The organism is Yoonia sp. SWMV100 (assembly GCF_056108365.1).
Genome location: NZ_JBWBAQ010000002.1, coordinates 316,754 through 331,941, shown reverse-complemented (window position 1 = coordinate 331,941; position 15,188 = coordinate 316,754). Strand labels below are relative to the sequence as shown.

General features: G+C 55.7%; 17 protein-coding genes. 11 read left to right on the top strand and 6 right to left on the bottom strand.

The window, feature by feature from the left end; translation table 11 throughout:
- Positions 1–2: 2 nt before the first annotated feature.
- Positions 3–1,007, bottom strand: a complete 1,005-nt coding sequence (gene moaA, locus ACXJGX_RS01720; RefSeq protein WP_474778409.1) for a GTP 3',8-cyclase MoaA — start codon at positions 1,005–1,007, stop codon at positions 3–5.
- A gap of 85 nt (positions 1,008–1,092) precedes the next feature.
- Between moaA and ACXJGX_RS01715 the strand changes: the two genes are divergently transcribed.
- Entirely contained in the window at positions 1,093–1,542 is a 450-nt protein-coding gene (locus tag ACXJGX_RS01715; RefSeq protein ID WP_474778408.1) for a D-galactarate dehydratase, read from the top strand.
- Between the two features lie 18 nt (positions 1,543–1,560).
- Here ACXJGX_RS01715 and ACXJGX_RS01710 read toward each other — a convergent pair whose 3' ends face one another.
- Genes ACXJGX_RS01710 through glmU form a run of 4 tightly spaced genes read right to left on the bottom strand, consistent with a single transcriptional unit; the run spans position 1,561 to position 6,000 of the window.
- A complete protein-coding gene (locus ACXJGX_RS01710) occupies positions 1,561–2,247 on the bottom strand; it encodes a DNA alkylation repair protein (protein WP_474778407.1) in 687 nt (228 codons plus the stop codon).
- Complete coding sequence (locus ACXJGX_RS01705; protein WP_474778406.1) at positions 2,244–2,834, bottom strand: GNAT family N-acetyltransferase; 591 nt, start codon at positions 2,832–2,834, stop codon at positions 2,244–2,246. The genes ACXJGX_RS01710 and ACXJGX_RS01705 overlap by 4 nt, the downstream gene beginning before the upstream one ends.
- A complete protein-coding gene (gene glmS / locus ACXJGX_RS01700) occupies positions 2,831–4,654 on the bottom strand; it encodes a glutamine--fructose-6-phosphate transaminase (isomerizing) (RefSeq protein WP_474778405.1) in 1,824 nt (607 codons plus the stop codon). The genes ACXJGX_RS01705 and glmS overlap by 4 nt, the downstream gene beginning before the upstream one ends.
- Positions 4,655–4,656: 2 nt before the next feature.
- The gene (gene glmU, locus ACXJGX_RS01695; protein WP_474778404.1) at positions 4,657–6,000 is read right to left on the bottom strand and encodes a bifunctional UDP-N-acetylglucosamine diphosphorylase/glucosamine-1-phosphate N-acetyltransferase GlmU; all 1,344 of its coding nucleotides are present in this window, start codon (positions 5,998–6,000) and stop codon (positions 4,657–4,659) included.
- Positions 6,001–6,125: 125 nt separating this feature from the next.
- On the opposite strand from glmU, the gene ACXJGX_RS01690 reads away from it, so the two are divergent.
- From ACXJGX_RS01690 to ACXJGX_RS01675, 4 genes are all read left to right on the top strand, one after another.
- Positions 6,126–6,788, top strand: a complete 663-nt coding sequence (locus ACXJGX_RS01690; protein WP_474778403.1) for an HAD-IA family hydrolase — start codon at positions 6,126–6,128, stop codon at positions 6,786–6,788.
- Positions 6,789–6,824: 36 nt separating this feature from the next.
- On the top strand, positions 6,825–8,036 hold the full coding sequence (locus tag ACXJGX_RS01685) for a DegT/DnrJ/EryC1/StrS family aminotransferase (protein ID WP_474779155.1): 1,212 nt from the start codon (positions 6,825–6,827) through the stop codon (positions 8,034–8,036).
- Positions 8,037–8,156: 120 nt separating this feature from the next.
- Positions 8,157–9,083, top strand: coding sequence for a hypothetical protein (locus ACXJGX_RS01680; RefSeq protein WP_474778402.1), 927 nt, complete (start codon positions 8,157–8,159; stop codon positions 9,081–9,083).
- 144 nt (positions 9,084–9,227) lie between these two features.
- Positions 9,228–9,593 (top strand): NADH-quinone oxidoreductase subunit A, encoded by a 366-nt coding sequence (locus ACXJGX_RS01675; protein WP_474778401.1) that lies wholly within the window; start codon positions 9,228–9,230, stop codon positions 9,591–9,593.
- A 23-nt stretch (positions 9,594–9,616) separates the two neighbouring features.
- On the opposite strand, the gene ACXJGX_RS01670 is transcribed toward ACXJGX_RS01675, so the two are convergent.
- Complete coding sequence (locus ACXJGX_RS01670) at positions 9,617–10,975, bottom strand: GGDEF domain-containing protein (protein WP_474778400.1); 1,359 nt, start codon at positions 10,973–10,975, stop codon at positions 9,617–9,619.
- 267 nt (positions 10,976–11,242) lie between these two features.
- On the opposite strand from ACXJGX_RS01670, the gene ACXJGX_RS01665 reads away from it, so the two are divergent.
- From ACXJGX_RS01665 to ACXJGX_RS01640, 6 genes are all read left to right on the top strand, one after another.
- On the top strand, positions 11,243–11,776 hold the full coding sequence (locus ACXJGX_RS01665) for a NuoB/complex I 20 kDa subunit family protein (protein WP_474778399.1): 534 nt from the start codon (positions 11,243–11,245) through the stop codon (positions 11,774–11,776).
- A gap of 21 nt (positions 11,777–11,797) precedes the next feature.
- A complete protein-coding gene (locus ACXJGX_RS01660; RefSeq protein ID WP_474778398.1) occupies positions 11,798–12,409 on the top strand; it encodes an NADH-quinone oxidoreductase subunit C in 612 nt (203 codons plus the stop codon).
- A gap of 113 nt (positions 12,410–12,522) precedes the next feature.
- Complete coding sequence (locus ACXJGX_RS01655) at positions 12,523–13,422, top strand: sulfotransferase (RefSeq protein ID WP_474778397.1); 900 nt, start codon at positions 12,523–12,525, stop codon at positions 13,420–13,422.
- Positions 13,419–14,657, top strand: coding sequence for an NADH-quinone oxidoreductase subunit D (locus tag ACXJGX_RS01650; protein WP_474778396.1), 1,239 nt, complete (start codon positions 13,419–13,421; stop codon positions 14,655–14,657). The genes ACXJGX_RS01655 and ACXJGX_RS01650 overlap by 4 nt, the downstream gene beginning before the upstream one ends.
- Positions 14,657–14,815, top strand: coding sequence for a hypothetical protein (locus ACXJGX_RS01645; protein ID WP_474778395.1), 159 nt, complete (start codon positions 14,657–14,659; stop codon positions 14,813–14,815). The genes ACXJGX_RS01650 and ACXJGX_RS01645 overlap by 1 nt, the downstream gene beginning before the upstream one ends.
- Positions 14,816–14,832: 17 nt before the next feature.
- A complete protein-coding gene (locus ACXJGX_RS01640) occupies positions 14,833–15,174 on the top strand; it encodes a hypothetical protein (protein WP_474778394.1) in 342 nt (113 codons plus the stop codon).
- Positions 15,175–15,188: the final 14 nt, after the last annotated feature.

The following is a 15,188-nucleotide window of genomic DNA, read 5'->3' as shown; positions in this document are numbered from 1 at the left end:
CGTCAGCCGCCCGTGTGTGACATGTGGCGGCTGACTTGACCGTCGACCTTTTGCCGCGAATAGTCAAAATCGTGCCCTTTGGGTTTAAGGGCAATCGCCGCACGAATGGCTGTATCGAGCTCGGCATCTGATTCCGACCCCCGCAATGGTGCGCGCAGGTCTGAATGCCCTTCTTGCCCCAAACAAGTATAGATTTCACCGGTGCATGTGATCCGCACCCGGTTACAGCTTTCGCAAAAGTTATGCGAAAGCGGCGTGATGAATCCGATCTTTTGGCCGGTGGCGTCAACACGCACATAACGGGCTGGTCCGCCGGTTTTCTCGGTCAGGTTCGTCAGTGTCGATCGCGTCGTCAGTTGCGCACGCAGGTCCGCCAGTGACCAATACTGGCCAAAGCGGTCTTCGTTGCCCAGATCCCCCATTGGCATCACTTCGATGAAGGTCAGATCCATGTCGCGCGACGCGCACCAGTCGGTCAGGGCAAACAGTTCGTCTTCGTTAAAACCTTTGAGAGCGACAGTGTTGATTTTGACGCGCAGCCCTGCCTTTTGGGCGGCATCGATGCCGCGAATGACTTGGGGCAGGCGACCCCAGCGGGTGATATCCGCAAACTTTTTCTCATCCAAGGTGTCCAAGGATACGTTGATCCGCCGCACACCTGCGGCATAAAGATCGTCGGCGTGTTTTTCTAGTTGGCTGCCATTGGTTGTCACGGTCAGTTCTTGCAAGGCTCCGCTATCGAGATGGCGCGACATGCTGCGAAAAAATGTCATGATATCGCGCCGCACCAAAGGTTCACCGCCTGTGATCCGCAGTTTGCGCACACCCAACCGCACGAATGCAGAGCACATGCGATCCAGTTCTTCGAGCGTCAGAAGATCCTTTTTGGGCAGGAACGTCATGTTTTCGGACATACAGTAAACGCAACGAAAGTCGCACCTGTCGGTGACTGATACCCGAAGGTATTCGATAGCGCGCGCAAAGGGGTCAATAAGGGGTAAGGTCATGCCGGCAGCCTAAGGCTGCGCGATGATCTGCGCAAGTCGCATCAACGTGGTTGAAATATCGTGCTTTGCACCCTAAGTTTTGCGCATGAAAGCAAAATTTTTCCTCCCGTTTGTTGCGCTGGCCGCATGTACCGAAGTTCCTGTGGCGGTCGCACCACCAGAGGAAACCGCGCCGACAGTGGCCATTTCACCACCACCGGCCCCGCCTGCGAATGCGACGACTGTCGATCAGTTTGATACGACAACGGCGGCGGATCGTGCGGCGGCAATCGCGCCGGTTGCGGTGTCAGATGTGTCGTTGGGTGTAACCGTCGCGTCGCTTGGATCACCCGCAGAGCCGGGGATTTGGCTAAAAACCCCGTTAGTAACGGCCGTTAGCGCGGGCCGCGTGATCTACAAAGGTAAATCCGTGAACGTCGAACTGCGTCCATCTGGTGGGGCGGCAGGGTCGGGAAGCCAGATCAGTTTGGCTGCGATGCGCCTGATCGAAGCACCGCTCACCAGCCTTGCGGAACTCACCGTATTCCGAAACTAGGGTAGGTCAACACCCGCCCTAGGATTCCAATTTGCGCGTCGCCTCTTTGACCGCAGAGGGTTTCATGTCTGCACCGTGGAGAGTGACAAAGGCCTGAACGCGCGCGGGGTCATGTTTGGCTAATTCGGCCAACCAGCCGCCGATCGCTTTTTGGATAAACCAATCGTGATCGGTTACATAACCCGCAGCCCAGTCCAGCACCCGTTCACGGATGGCGATGTCGTCAGCTTTGGGATTGTTCATTTTTGTCCAAGGCAGCGTCATCATCAATGCTGCGCGACGCGTCCACATCTGATCAGACTTTGCCCAGCCTGCAACCTGATCCAAGCGCGCAGGGTCTGCGACGAGCCGCTTTGCCCCTGCAACACAAACGTGATCGGCGATGGTGGCACCGTCCAAATCAGCGACCCATGCCGCAATCAGATCCCATGCCGCCGTATCGTCGGGGCGGATACGCGCCTGCGTCAGCAATTTAGCCGCTGCAATCCGGCCTTCGTGAATGTTGCTTTTCCAAAGACCGCGCGCCACGGTCAGGCGCGTTTCCAGATCCATAATGGCGCGCCATTCCTTGACCAGATCATCAAGCGCGGTGTTCGAGATCCCGACATAAGGCCGGTCAATTTTGTGATAGCGGTGCAGTTCCGACGCTTTGGCGGTATCGCCTTCGGCACGCAGCGCCGCGATGGCAGATTTTGTTGTGGTCATCTTGGCTTGCTCAGCTTCCATGTCAGGTTTGCGCGAACGGCGGGCCATTCATACGCAAGAATTGAATAAACGCAGGTATCGCGGAGCGACCCGTCGGCGGTGATCATATGGGCGCGCAGCACCCCATCCAGTTTTGCGCCCAATCGTTCTATCGCGGCGCGGCTTTGATGGTTCATATAGTGTGTGCGAAATTCGACCGCGTTGCAGCCTAAATCATCAAAGGCATGCCCGAGCAACAGGCGTTTTGCCTGCGTGTTCAAGGGGCCGCGCTGTACGGATGTGCCGTACCATGTACTGCCAATTTCAAGGCGGTGGTTTCGCGCGTCAATATTCATGTAGGTGGTCATGCCGACAGCACGGCCATCAGGTGTCATGACCGCAAATGCAATCATGCTTCCCGCCGCTTGCAGGTCCAGACGGCGTGCGATTTCGGCGGACACCGTATCGGGGTGCGGAACAGACGTGTACCATGTTTTCCACAGATCATCCGCGGCAGCAGCCACAGCCAAATCCGCCGCATGGCTTTGCGCCAATGGTACAAGTGTGACCGCGCTGTCGCACAATGTGATCGGGGCAGGGTGTATCATTCCACCGTCACTGACTTTGCCAGATTGCGCGGCTGGTCGACGTCAGTCCCTTTGGCAATGGCGGTATAATAGGCCAACAACTGCGCCGGAATTGCATAAAGGATCGGGGCAAGAAACGGGTCGATTTCCGGCATGAGGATCGCGTCCCAAACACCATCGCCGGCCTCTGCTGCGCCTTTGGCGTCGGTGATCAATAGCACGTTGCCACCGCGTGCCATGACCTCTTGCATGTTCGACACCGTTTTGTCGAACAGCGCATCACGCGGTGCCATCACAATCACGGGGACGTGTTGATCGACCAATGCAATCGGCCCATGCTTCAATTCCCCCGAAGCATAAGCTTCGGCGTGTATATAGCTGATTTCTTTTAGTTTTAATGCGCCTTCTAGTGCCAGCGGATACATTGCACCGCGCCCCAGGAATAGAATATCCCGCGCCTCAGCCAATTTTGCGGCGACTTCGCGGGTTTTATCCTCGATGCCAAGCGCAAGGTTCATCAGGCCTGGCAGGGCGCGCAGCGCCGAAAGTTTTTCCGCAAGACCGGCATCATTGATCCGACCGCGCGCATGGGCTGCATCCAGCGCCAGAATGGCAAGTGTCGTGAGCTGACATGTGAATGCTTTGGTCGACGCGACACCAATTTCGGTCCCCGCGAGGATCGGCAAGGCAAGGTCGCTCTCGCGGGCGATCGAACTTTCTTGGGCGTTCACGACCGACACGATTTTGGCGGCTTTGCCTTTCATATAGCGCAGGGCCGCAAGCGTATCAGCGGTTTCACCCGACTGACTGACAAAAAGCGCGACCGTACCCGGCGTGACCGGTGGTTCCCGATACCGAAATTCCGATGCAACATCGACCTCGACGGGCAAACCGGCGATTTGTTCGAACCAGTATTTTGCGACCAGACAGGCGTAAAACGCTGTACCGCAGGCGACCATTGTCAGCCTTTCGACCTGCGTAAAATCAAGGCCCGTATCCGGCAGGGTGACAGCCGTGGCATCGCCGTTGATGTAATGCGCAAGCGCACCTTGCAGGACCGTCGGCTGTTCGGCTATTTCTTTGGCCATAAAATGCTTGTAACCCGCCTTATCAACCTGCGCGGTCTCAAGGTGGATTGTTTTGATGTCGCGCGTGACAAACGCGCCTGCCGCATCGCGAATTTCGACCGAGTGCCGTGTGATGACGGCCCAGTCACCTTCCTCGAGGTAGCTGATCTTGTCGGTCATCGGCGCCAAGGCAATGGCATCAGACCCGACAAACATTTCACCTGTCCCGTAACCGATGGCAAGCGGCGACCCTTTGCGGGCGGCGATCAACAAATCATCGTGGCCATCAAACAGAAAACACAACGCATACGCCCCCTCAAGACGCGCAATGGTACGTGCGGCGGCGTCGACCGGACTGTCGCCTTGGTCGATGTAATGCTGGGTCAGCAGGGCAACCGTTTCCGTGTCGGTGTCGGTTTCGAACGCGATCCCGTTTTCCGCCAAATAGGACCGCAATTCGCGGAAGTTTTCGATAATTCCGTTGTGGACGACAGCGACACCTCCGGCGCGGTGCGGGTGCGCGTTCACGATGCTAGGCACGCCATGCGTTGCCCACCGTGTGTGACCTATTCCTGCCTTTCCCGCGAGCGGATCATGCACGAGCAGGTCGGACAGGTTGACCAATTTGCCAACGGCCCGGCGCCGGTCAAGTCGCAAGTCGTTGATTGTCGCGATGCCTGCGCTGTCATAACCGCGATATTCAAGCCGCTTTAGGGCATCGACCAACATCGGTGCAGCTTCGTGATTTCCTAGTACGCCTACAATGCCACACATGATCAGTTTCCTTTTGCTTTGCGCGCACGCAGCTTTTCGAACAGGCGTACTGCAAATTTAGGTTTGTTTTCTTGACGGGCGCGGCCCAGTGCCAGATCGCCGTCGGGGACATCACGGGTTATCACGGATCCGCTGGCCGTCATGGCAGCCGCGCCGATGGTCACAGGGGCCACGAGCATGGTGTTGGACCCGATAAATGCATCGGCGCCGATCATGGTTTGGTATTTGAAAACGCCGTCATAATTGCAGGTGATCGTGCCTGCACCGATGTTGGCGCGCGCACCAACCGTGGCGTCGCCAATATAGGACAGGTGATTGACCTTTGCGCCCGGTTCAATCTGGGCATTCTTGATTTCGACAAAATTTCCCACTTTGACGTTCTCGGCCAATTCGGCGCCAGGGCGCAACCGGGCATAAGGGCCAACAACGGACCCACGCGAAACATGGCAGCCCTCAAGGTGCGAGAAAGCGCGGATGGTTGCGCCGGACTCGATCGTGACGCCGGGGCCAAAAACAACGTTCTGCTCGATGAGTGTGTCGCGTCCGATCACCGTGTCATGCGCGAAAAATACGGTTTCGGCGGCGCTCATGGTTACCCCATCCGCTAGCGCAGCTTCGCGCGCGCGTGATTGAAAAGCGGCCTCTGCTTGGGCCAATTCAGCACGCGAATTGATGCCCAGTGTTTCGGCTTCGTCGCAGCGCACCACGGTGGCAGACAGACCGCGCAACCTTGCAATTGCGATGGTGTCTGTCAGGTAATATTCACCGGCCGCGTTATCATTTTTTACCGCGTCAATAAGGTTAAAAAGGATCGCAGCATCGGCGCATATCACGCCGCTATTACAAAGCGTTACGGCCCTTTCTTCGTTTGTCGCATCCTTGAATTCGACTATCCGGTCAAGCTGGTCATTGACGACGATCAGGCGCCCGTAGCGTCCCGGATCTGCGGCCTCGAACCCGAGCACGACAATGTCATGGGTCAATCGTGCGGCGGTCATTGCTGCCAGCGTTTCCGCGCTGATAAACGGTGTGTCACCGTATAGAACAATCACATCACCTTCAAACCCCGCCAATGCATCGCGGGCCTGCGCGACGGCGTGGCCCGTGCCCAGTTGTTCCGATTGCAGCGCGATCAGCGCGTCGGGGTCATATGCCTTTGCCGCCTTTTCGACGGCCGATGCACCGTGACCTGCAACCACAACTGTTCGTTCCGGTGCCAACGAATGGCCTGCCTTCATCGCATGGACCAGCATCGGTGCGCCTGCGATTTGATGCAAGACCTTGGGCAGGTCGGAATTCATCCGCGTGCCCATACCTGCGGCGAGAATAATCAGTGCGCGTGCCATGCTCTTTGCCTTTTTGTTTCCTGTGTCTTCTACTGCTGTTTTTACAGACCACAAGGGTGGGGGGCTTCACATCAGTTTACATCGCGTTACAGATGAGCGGGTGAATTATTTATAAAGGCTGCCACATGCGCACAGTGATCTTTGACCTCGACGGCACGCTTGCCGATACCTCCGGCGATTTGATCGCGGCGGCGAATGCCTGTTTTCGGGGGCTGGGTTTGGGTGATTTGCTTGATGCATCCCAAGACGCGGCCACGGCGTTGCGTGGCGGGCGGGCGATGCTGACGCTGGGGTTTTCGCGGGTGGACGGGGTTGCCGACGATGAAGTTGCGCGACAATATCCAATCTTGCTCAAGGCCTACGCGCAGGATATTTGCCGCCATACGGTGATGTACCCCGGTGCGATGGATGCTGTCTTGCAGCTCAAATCTGATGGGTATGCCGTGGGGATCGCGACCAATAAACCCGAAGCTTTGGCCGATACGCTCTTGCGCGAACTTGGGGTCCGTGATGATTTTGCGTCTTTGATCGGCGCGGATACACTGCCCGTGCGCAAACCTGATCCGGCCCATCATTTTGAGGCAGTGCGCCGCGCCGGGGGTGATCCGAAGCGGTCGCTTTTGGTAGGTGACACCGCGACAGATCGCGACACATCGCGCAATGCAGGGGTGCCTTCGGTATTGGTTACTTTTGGTCCCGGACGCCACGATGTGCTGGCGCTTGATCCTGAGGCAACGATTGATGACTTTCGACAGTTACATGGCGTGGTCGGCAATTTGATCGGCTAGTCGCTGGTGCAAAAAATATGGGTCGATGGGCGGATGATGACAGAGATTTTTCAGGGCAGCTTTACACAGCAGGAACCGATCCCGCCCGAGGCGATCGCCGCCGCAAACGTTGTCATGCAGCATGGACGCTTGCACCGCTATAACACCATCGCAGGCGAGGTGGCCGAGGCAGCATTGCTGGAAGAGGAGTTCGCGGCAAGCGTCGGCGCGCGGTATTGCCTTGCCGTTGCTTCGGGTGGTTTCGCGATCACGACCGCATTGCGCGCGATAGGCGTCGGGCATGGTGACCGGGTGATGACCAATGCGTTCACGCTTGCGCCGGTGCCGGGTGCAATTGCCGCGGTGGGTGGGGTGCCGGTTTATATCGATGTGACCGAAGACCTGGTGATTGATCTTGATGATCTCGCGGCAAAGATCGAACCGGGGGGCGTCTTGTTGCTGAGCCACATGCGTGGACATATCTGTGATATGCGCCGCCTTATGGCGATGTGTAATGCGGCATCAGTCACGGTGATTGAAGATTGTGCGCATACGATGGGTGCCGCTTGGGACGGTATACCCAGCGGCAGATGGGGCCGGTTTGGGTGTTACTCAACGCAGACCTACAAACACATAAATTCAGGAGAGGGGGGGCTGCTGGTTTCCGACGATGCCGAAGACATGGCGCGCGCGATTGTCCTATCGGGCAGTTACATGCTGTTCGACCATCACCGCGCGGCGCCGCCACCGGACGTTTTTGAAAAAATCAAATACGACACCCCGAACATTTCAGGGCGGATGGATAATTTGCGTGCGGCGATTTTGCGGCCGCAGTTGCGCGATCTGACACGCCAAACCCGGCGCTGGAACGCGCTTTACCATGCGCTTGAGGCCGGTCTGCGCAATACACCCGGTCTAAAGCTGATCGATCGTGACCCCCGCGAGCAGTTTGCCGGGTCGTCTTTCCAATTTCTGTTATTGGCGTGGCCGGAACATGCCGTCGCAAAAGTGCTGCGGCGCTGCGCGTCGCGCGGCGTCGAGATGAAGTGGTTTGGTGCCGCAGAGCCAATTGGCTATACGTCGCGCTATGACAGCTGGCGCTATGCCGCCAGTGGCCCGATGCCGAACACAGACCGTATTTTGGCAGGGCTGGTTGATATGCGGCTCCCGTTAACGTTTGACGTCGACGATTGTGCGCAGATCGCGCGGATCGTTCGCGCCGAAGTCGTTCAGGCATATCAGGAGCTAAACGCACGATCTGATTTCTGACCATGGCGGGTTTGACGCCCGGGATTTTTGCTGTCGGATAGGCGCTAAAATATGTGGTCTGAATTTTGTCTCACTTCTGACCGATTTCGCTGTATGTTCGCCACGAAAAAAGGGGACGTCATGTCTTTTAGTTGGCCAACATGGGAACAGTTTATCTACCGCGTCGTACGGTTGCGCCGTGTCGTGGTGTTGGCCGTGTTTGCGGCGATTGTGGTGGCCATCCTGTACGCCGCGAACGTGACCGTACCTCTAGAGAATGTAATGTTCATACTCGGCCTCGTCGCGTTAAGTGTCGTTTTTCATGTCGCGCTGTTTCCCAACGTACCGTTAGAGACGATGAGCATAGCCCCTGCGATGACTGCGTTTCTTTTGGCGTTGCCGCGGCTCGCAACACTCGCAAGCGATGCGCCGGTGCAGTATCGCGATGCGGCGCATGTCCTTATCGTTGTGATGGCCGTCATTGCCGCTTTTGCGGGAACGCTCGTCTTAAACGTTTTGCTGTCCATGTTGCTTTACTGGGGCAAAGCGATGAATTGGCGTCTGAATGCGCGGGCAGAGTTCCCGATGTCCGTAAAGGCCGCACATTGTGCGTTTGGTTTGCGCCCCGATCAGTTGCGTGGACGCGTCCTGACGGGAAGCGCAGATGCCAACGGCTTTTTCGATGTGGCTGTGATGTCGCACCATCTAACAGACCCAGAAAACGGTGATCAGCCTCTTATCATCAAAATTGATGCGAAAATATTGACATCGGATCAATCGACCCACGAGGTGATGCTGGTTCTGGCCAGTGGGCAAGTCACTGTCTGCTCTTACCATTTCACGCCCACGGTCACGGGGTGCCGCGTCGACGTGTCCGAAATACCCGGTGATTTTACGATCGGGATGCATGTGCTTTTTTGGCTGACGGACCAACAATTCGATAACCTGATCGAAATGGCCGATATTGCGACGCGAAAATGCCCGCGTGCGAACGGGGTGTCGCATGCGGTATCACTGTTTTCTCTTGCCGGGATTGTGCTGTCGCCGCGTCGTCCGGCGTTGGATTGACGTCTTGGGTATCGGTCTCAATTGTCCTAATTTTTCGGGGCCGAGAATGGCACGACATGTTGACCCGCAATGCCGCGGGCGGTATGCAGCCATGAATGAATTCTAGGTGTACAGTTGTGTGTGCCGTGTCACAGGGGTCGCATTATGCAAGAAATGCTTGCTGAATATCTGCCAATCATGATTTTCTTGGGGCTGGCAATTGCGCTGGGGCTGATCCTGATTTTAGCAGCAGCGGTTTTAGCTGTACGTAATCCCGATCCGGAAAAAGTGTCGGCATATGAATGCGGTTTCAACGCTTTTGACGATGCACGTATGAAATTCGACGTGCGTTTCTATCTGGTCTCGATCCTGTTTATCATCTTCGACCTTGAAGTCGCGTTTTTGTTCCCTTGGGCGGTCGCGTTTAAAGACATCAGCATGGTTGGTTTCTGGTCAATGATGGTGTTCTTGGGTGTGCTGACCGCAGGGTTTGCCTACGAATGGAAAAAAGGCGCGCTTGACTGGGAGTAATCAAAGTCAGCTGGATTTACTTATTAAGTGCCCATCGCAGACGCGGTGGGCATTTTGCTTTGTGCGATCGTCATGCCATTCTCGTATATGACCGGCGCAAGTGGATACATGCTTTTCGACCGATACATCGCGACATCCGCTTGAGAGAGGAGTGCCTGCCAAGAGGTGTTGGGTTTTGCTGTCGCAATGCCGATGGCAAGCCGGACCTTATGCCACCCGTTTGCGAGGCGAACGGGGGATTCCGTGCTTTCTAGGATGCGGTCTGCAAGCGCTCGTGCGGCTTCAAGGGGGTTGGTATCAATGATGAGACATAAAAACTCGTCGCCGCCCAACCGCGCGACGTGATCGGCTGCGCGTATTGCAAACCGAAGCCTGCTCGCGGTCACCTTCAGCGCGGTGTCACCTGAATCATGGCCTGCGCTGTCGTTCAATTGTTTAAATTTATTTACGTCCATGTAAATAAGCGCGGCTTGTCCAGACGAGAGCGCATTTTGTGTGACGGGTTCGGCAACGATCTCTTCCAGCGCTGCGCGGTTCAACAGACCGGTCAATTGATCTGTGCGGGCCACGGATCGTTCACGTAAAAAGGCTTGTGTTTGTCGTGACGACGCCATTCCAATGAAAATGCTTGTCGATAACAATAGCAAAGACACCCCGGCCAGAATAGGCATGCTGCGCCTTAATAGCCCGCTCCCAGGTGACGGGCGAGTCCAGGACACCCTTGCGACCTCGTGACCATCCATATCGCGCAGCGTTTCGAACTCTGTTTCGGCAGCCAGTTGCGCCGAAACGGGTCCGATCTTTAAATTGTTGACAAGAAGTTCCTCGCCGAAACCCGTTGCTGCGGCTTCCGTAAGAAAGATTCCAGAGATCATAATCGGTAGATTGCCAATATCGACTGCCGTGGTGTCCGCAGGCTGGATGCGTGAGGCTGCCACGACGGCAGGTTGTCCATTAATCCGTGCGAAATTGGCCGTCACGGCATCGGGGAGCGTTTCGGTTTCGTTCAAGGACGATATAAATGCAGCTGTTGCATCCGCGTCGATGACGGAAATGTCGGATCCGTCGCCGCCTGCCAAGTATCCGTAAATCGGCGTGCCGTCGGGGGCGACGATGAAAATGAAATCAAACGTATCGCCTTCGGTCGCGCCTGACCCGATATTGGCAAAAACAGCCTCATCGTTGCGTACGACAATCCAAAAATATGCCTCGTCCCAAATTGCGTAGTCCTGTGTGCTGATCTGCACCCGATTGATTTCCGCTTGAAGGCGCGTGTTGACCAGTTGGTGCGTATACTCTGCCGTCAGGGTATCGGTGGCTTTTGCCATCCAGATCGAAACAAGCGCCTGCGCGGCAATCGCGACAAAGCTGATGACCAACATCGACCAAAAAATACGGGACGGTCGCAATGGCGATCGTTTTTTATGCAAATAACTCAATCGCCACTCTCCAATTTCTACTTGGGTATCGCCAAATAGTTAACAATCCCTTGGCTCAATTTTGGCCGCAATGGAAGAATATACCCGATTTGAATTGATGGCACCTTTGGGTGCGTGCTGTCTTGACCTCTGCGGGGACCAAGCGTAGGTCAATAACCACAAAAGGTAGGCCATCGGTCTGCATGGGAACTGATAAGGAAAGACGTACTTATGGGGATCGCCACCGGCCTAAATGATGCGGGCGCTGATAAGGAAGTTGCCACCCAGACCTTGAACCGCGAGTTGCAGGACAAGGGTTTTCTTGTGACGAGCACTGCGGACATGATAAACTGGGCGCGCACAGGGTCGCTGCACTGGATGACTTTTGGTCTTGCCTGTTGCGCGGTTGAAATGATGCATACCTCAATGCCGCGCTATGATCTGGAACGGTTTGGTACAGCGCCGCGCGCTTCGCCACGTCAATCGGACCTGATGATTGTTGCCGGGACATTGACCAATAAAATGGCCCCGGCGCTGCGCAAGGTCTATGATCAGATGCCAGAGCCACGCTATGTCATATCGATGGGTTCTTGTGCGAACGGTGGCGGATATTACCACTACAGCTATTCGGTGGTGCGCGGCTGTGACCGCATTGTCCCCGTGGATGTGTACGTCCCCGGCTGCCCGCCAACAGCAGAAGCGTTACTTTATGGAATCCTGCAACTGCAGCGTAAGATTCGCCGGACGGGAACGATCGTTCGCTAACGCGATGAAAAGGACAAAACTATGACCGAAGCATTGAACGAACTTGGTGCTCTGCTGGAAACGAAACGTGGCGACAGCGTGCTGTCGTGGGACGTGACGCATGACGAATTGACCGTCAATGTGGCGCCATCCTCTTTGGTGAGCTTTGTGGACTTTCTGAAAACCGATCAGTCCTGCAAATTTTCAAGCTTGGTTGATATTACTGCGGTAGATTACCCAACGCGGGCAAAGCGGTTTGATGTCGTCTACCATTTTTTGAGTATGTACCAAAACCAGCGGATCCGGTTGCGCGTGCAGATTCGCGAAGATGAAATGCTGCCTTCGATTTTATCCGTGCACCCCAGCGCGAACTGGTTCGAGCGTGAAGTGTTTGACATGTTCGGCATCTTGTTCTCGGGGCATCCTGATTTGCGCCGCATCCTGACCGATTACGGGTTCCGGGGTTATCCGTTGCGCAAAGACTTTCCAACAACGGGTTACACCGAAGTCCGTTATGACGAAGTCCAAAAGCGCGTCGTGTACGAGCCTGTAAAGCTGGTGCAAGAATACCGCCAATTCGATTTCATGTCGCCATGGGAGGGTGCGCAATACATCCTGCCGGGTGATGAAAAGAAAGACGAGAAAGCAGGCTGATGGCCGCTGCTGCATCTCTGCGTGCTTGGCACAGATGTGGTCGTCGCGTTATCGCGGTGCGATTGGCGAAGGCTGATGTTCGTGCGCGCGCCGCATCAGGTGGCGGTGCATAGATGACGCAAACAACGCTTCTTTACGGTGTGGGCGCAGCAAAGGCGGGAACGTCTTGGCTTTATCGCATGCTGGCTGATCACCCTGAATGCAAGCTGCGCGCAGTCAAAGAAGCGCATTACTGGGACAGTTTTGACGACAAGCAGCGCGATTGGCAATTGCGCGCGTTTGCGCGCCGCTGCGATCAAATGTCCAGAATGCGTGCGAGCATGACGATTAAAGGGAACACCCTGCGTGCCGACAGTTTGCAGCGTCAGATCGATGAAATAATCGCCCTGATGTCAGTGATAGCCGGGGATCGCACGACCGATACCGCATATCTTGATTGGCTGGGGCAGGGCGCAAGCGACAAACGTTTGATGGCCGATTTGACACCAGCATACGCCCTGCTTGATACGGACCGTCTGACGCGGATGGTTGGCGCTAGCCCGGTGTCCAAAGTCATTTATCTTGTGCGCGACCCTATGGCACGTCTTTGGAGCCATGTGCGCATGCATGTGACCCGTGCGGGCAGTGACGACGCGCAAGTGCAGGCAGATGCAAATGCCCTGCTTGGTGACATCGTGGATGGCAAAAACCTACCGAATATTCTGGACCGGGGTGACTATCGCGGTGCGATCACACGGCTGCGCGCCGTTGTGCCGGCGTCTAGGCTGATGGTCGGCTTTACCGAGGTCATGTTTACGCCGACAGGTTGGGCGCAAATTTGTAAATTTCTCGGGATTACGCCGACTGGCGTTGACGCTGGTCGCAGGGTCCACGCTGGTGTAAGTGCGACGATGAATGCGGGACTGGCCAAGAGGGCAGTTGCCTTATTAAAAGATCAATACGAATGGGTCGCCGAACACGTCGGCCCGCTGCCCACTGCGTGGCAGACTAACCTTGCGAGGGCTGTGGCATGATGGACGGCGATATCCGTGTAAACACCTATGATGACGGGTCTACTGACGCCACGACGGGCGAACAGAAAATCCGTAACTTCAATATTAACTTTGGCCCACAGCACCCGGCGGCGCACGGCGTGTTGCGTTTGGTGCTTGAGTTGGATGGCGAAATCGTCGAGCGCTGCGATCCGCATATCGGTCTGCTGCACCGTGGCACCGAAAAGCTGATGGAAAGCCGGACGTACCTGCAAAACCTGCCGTACTTTGACCGGCTGGATTATGTGGCCCCGATGAACCAGGAACATGCTTGGTGCTTGGCGATCGAGAAATTGACTGGAACAGAAGTCCCGCGTCGCGCTTCTTTAATTCGGGTTCTCTATTCGGAAATCGGTCGGGTGCTGAACCACTTGTTGAACGTAACGACACAAGCGATGGATGTTGGCGCACTTACCCCGCCGCTCTGGGGCTTTGAAGAACGTGAAAAGCTGATGGTATTCTACGAGCGTGCCTGTGGTGCGCGGTTGCATGCGGCCTATTTCCGGCCAGGCGGCGTCCATCAGGATCTGCCAGATCAGTTGATCGAGGATATTGATACCTGGGCGGTGGAATTTCCCAAGGTGCTGGCCGATATCGACGGGTTGCTGACGGAAAACCGGATTTTCAAGCAGCGCAATGCCGATATCGGGGTGGTGACTGAAGAGGACATTCAGCAATGGGGTTTTTCGGGTGTAATGGTACGCGGATCGGGCCTTGCGTGGGATTTGCGCAGATCACAGCCCTACGAATGCTATGACGAATTCGAATTCCAGATCCCTGTCGGCAAAAATGGTGACTGCTACGACCGTTACCTGTGCCGCATGGAGGAAATGCGTCAATCCACATCGATTATCCGTCAGGCCTGCGAAAAGCTGCGCCATGAAAAGGGTGATGTGATGGCACGTGGCAAGTTGACGCCGCCAACACGCGGCGAAATGAAAACGTCGATGGAAGCGTTGATCCATCACTTTAAACTTTACACCGAAGGGTTCCACGTGCCTGCGGGCGAAGTATATGCCGCGGTTGAGGCGCCAAAAGGTGAATTTGGTGTCTATCTGGTTGCTGACGGATCCAATAAACCTTACCGCGCCAAATTGCGCGCGCCCGGGTATCTGCACTTGCAGGCAATGGATCATGTCGCAACGGGGCACCAACTGGCAGACGTTGCGGCAATTATTGGAACAATGGACGTCGTGTTCGGTGAGATCGACCGCTAATGGGTTCGATCACACTTGATATTTGGCTTATTGTCCTTGGGGCGGTTGCCGGTATAGCGGGCGCTTTGGTCGCACGCGGCAGCAACCGTTTCATCAAATCGGCCATCGCCGGGGCGATTGCCGTCATTGTTGCGACACTTTTGCGCAACATATTTTAGGATCGAAAGGTGATCACGTGACCCGCATTATTCCCATGGTATCTTTCTTGGCTTTGTCTGCGTGTGCAGGCGGGTTCACTATTCCTGACTTCCGGACATCCGCACCGCCGCCAGTGGTGCAACCCGCACCGGCACCTGTTGTTGCGGTCAACCCGCTTTCAGCCAAAGAACGTTTTGTGACAGCGACCGAACAAAACGGCTGTGTGCTAAATCAAAGCAATTCTGATGTGATCATGGCCAATGCGACGCTTTCCCAACAAGACCTTGCACGGGTGATGAGCGAACTAAAAGCCGAAGGCCGTGGGCGCGTGTCCACTGACAAAGCTGGTTTCGAGATCATTTCGAGCAATTGCGTTTAATGGAGGATGTCGGG

Excerpts from the sequence above, each read along its gene's own strand:
- moaA (WP_474778409.1), bottom strand. The coding sequence starts at position 1,007 with ATGACCTTACCCCTTATTGACCCCTTTGCGCGCGCTATCGAATACCTT.
- ACXJGX_RS01715 (WP_474778408.1), top strand. The coding sequence starts at position 1,093 with ATGAAAGCAAAATTTTTCCTCCCGTTTGTTGCGCTGGCCGCATGTACC.
- ACXJGX_RS01710 (WP_474778407.1), bottom strand. The coding sequence starts at position 2,247 with ATGACCACAACAAAATCTGCCATCGCGGCGCTGCGTGCCGAAGGCGAT.
- ACXJGX_RS01705 (WP_474778406.1), bottom strand. The coding sequence starts at position 2,834 with ATGATACACCCTGCCCCGATCACATTGTGCGACAGCGCGGTCACACTT.
- glmS (WP_474778405.1), bottom strand. The coding sequence starts at position 4,654 with ATGTGTGGCATTGTAGGCGTACTAGGAAATCACGAAGCTGCACCGATG.
- glmU (WP_474778404.1), bottom strand. The coding sequence starts at position 6,000 with ATGGCACGCGCACTGATTATTCTCGCCGCAGGTATGGGCACGCGGATG.
- ACXJGX_RS01690 (WP_474778403.1), top strand. The coding sequence starts at position 6,126 with ATGCGCACAGTGATCTTTGACCTCGACGGCACGCTTGCCGATACCTCC.
- ACXJGX_RS01685 (WP_474779155.1), top strand. The coding sequence starts at position 6,825 with ATGACAGAGATTTTTCAGGGCAGCTTTACACAGCAGGAACCGATCCCG.
- ACXJGX_RS01680 (WP_474778402.1), top strand. The coding sequence starts at position 8,157 with ATGTCTTTTAGTTGGCCAACATGGGAACAGTTTATCTACCGCGTCGTA.
- ACXJGX_RS01675 (WP_474778401.1), top strand. The coding sequence starts at position 9,228 with ATGCAAGAAATGCTTGCTGAATATCTGCCAATCATGATTTTCTTGGGG.
- ACXJGX_RS01670 (WP_474778400.1), bottom strand. The coding sequence starts at position 10,975 with ATGTTGGTCATCAGCTTTGTCGCGATTGCCGCGCAGGCGCTTGTTTCG.
- ACXJGX_RS01665 (WP_474778399.1), top strand. The coding sequence starts at position 11,243 with ATGGGGATCGCCACCGGCCTAAATGATGCGGGCGCTGATAAGGAAGTT.
- ACXJGX_RS01660 (WP_474778398.1), top strand. The coding sequence starts at position 11,798 with ATGACCGAAGCATTGAACGAACTTGGTGCTCTGCTGGAAACGAAACGT.
- ACXJGX_RS01655 (WP_474778397.1), top strand. The coding sequence starts at position 12,523 with ATGACGCAAACAACGCTTCTTTACGGTGTGGGCGCAGCAAAGGCGGGA.
- ACXJGX_RS01650 (WP_474778396.1), top strand. The coding sequence starts at position 13,419 with ATGATGGACGGCGATATCCGTGTAAACACCTATGATGACGGGTCTACT.
- ACXJGX_RS01645 (WP_474778395.1), top strand. The coding sequence starts at position 14,657 with ATGGGTTCGATCACACTTGATATTTGGCTTATTGTCCTTGGGGCGGTT.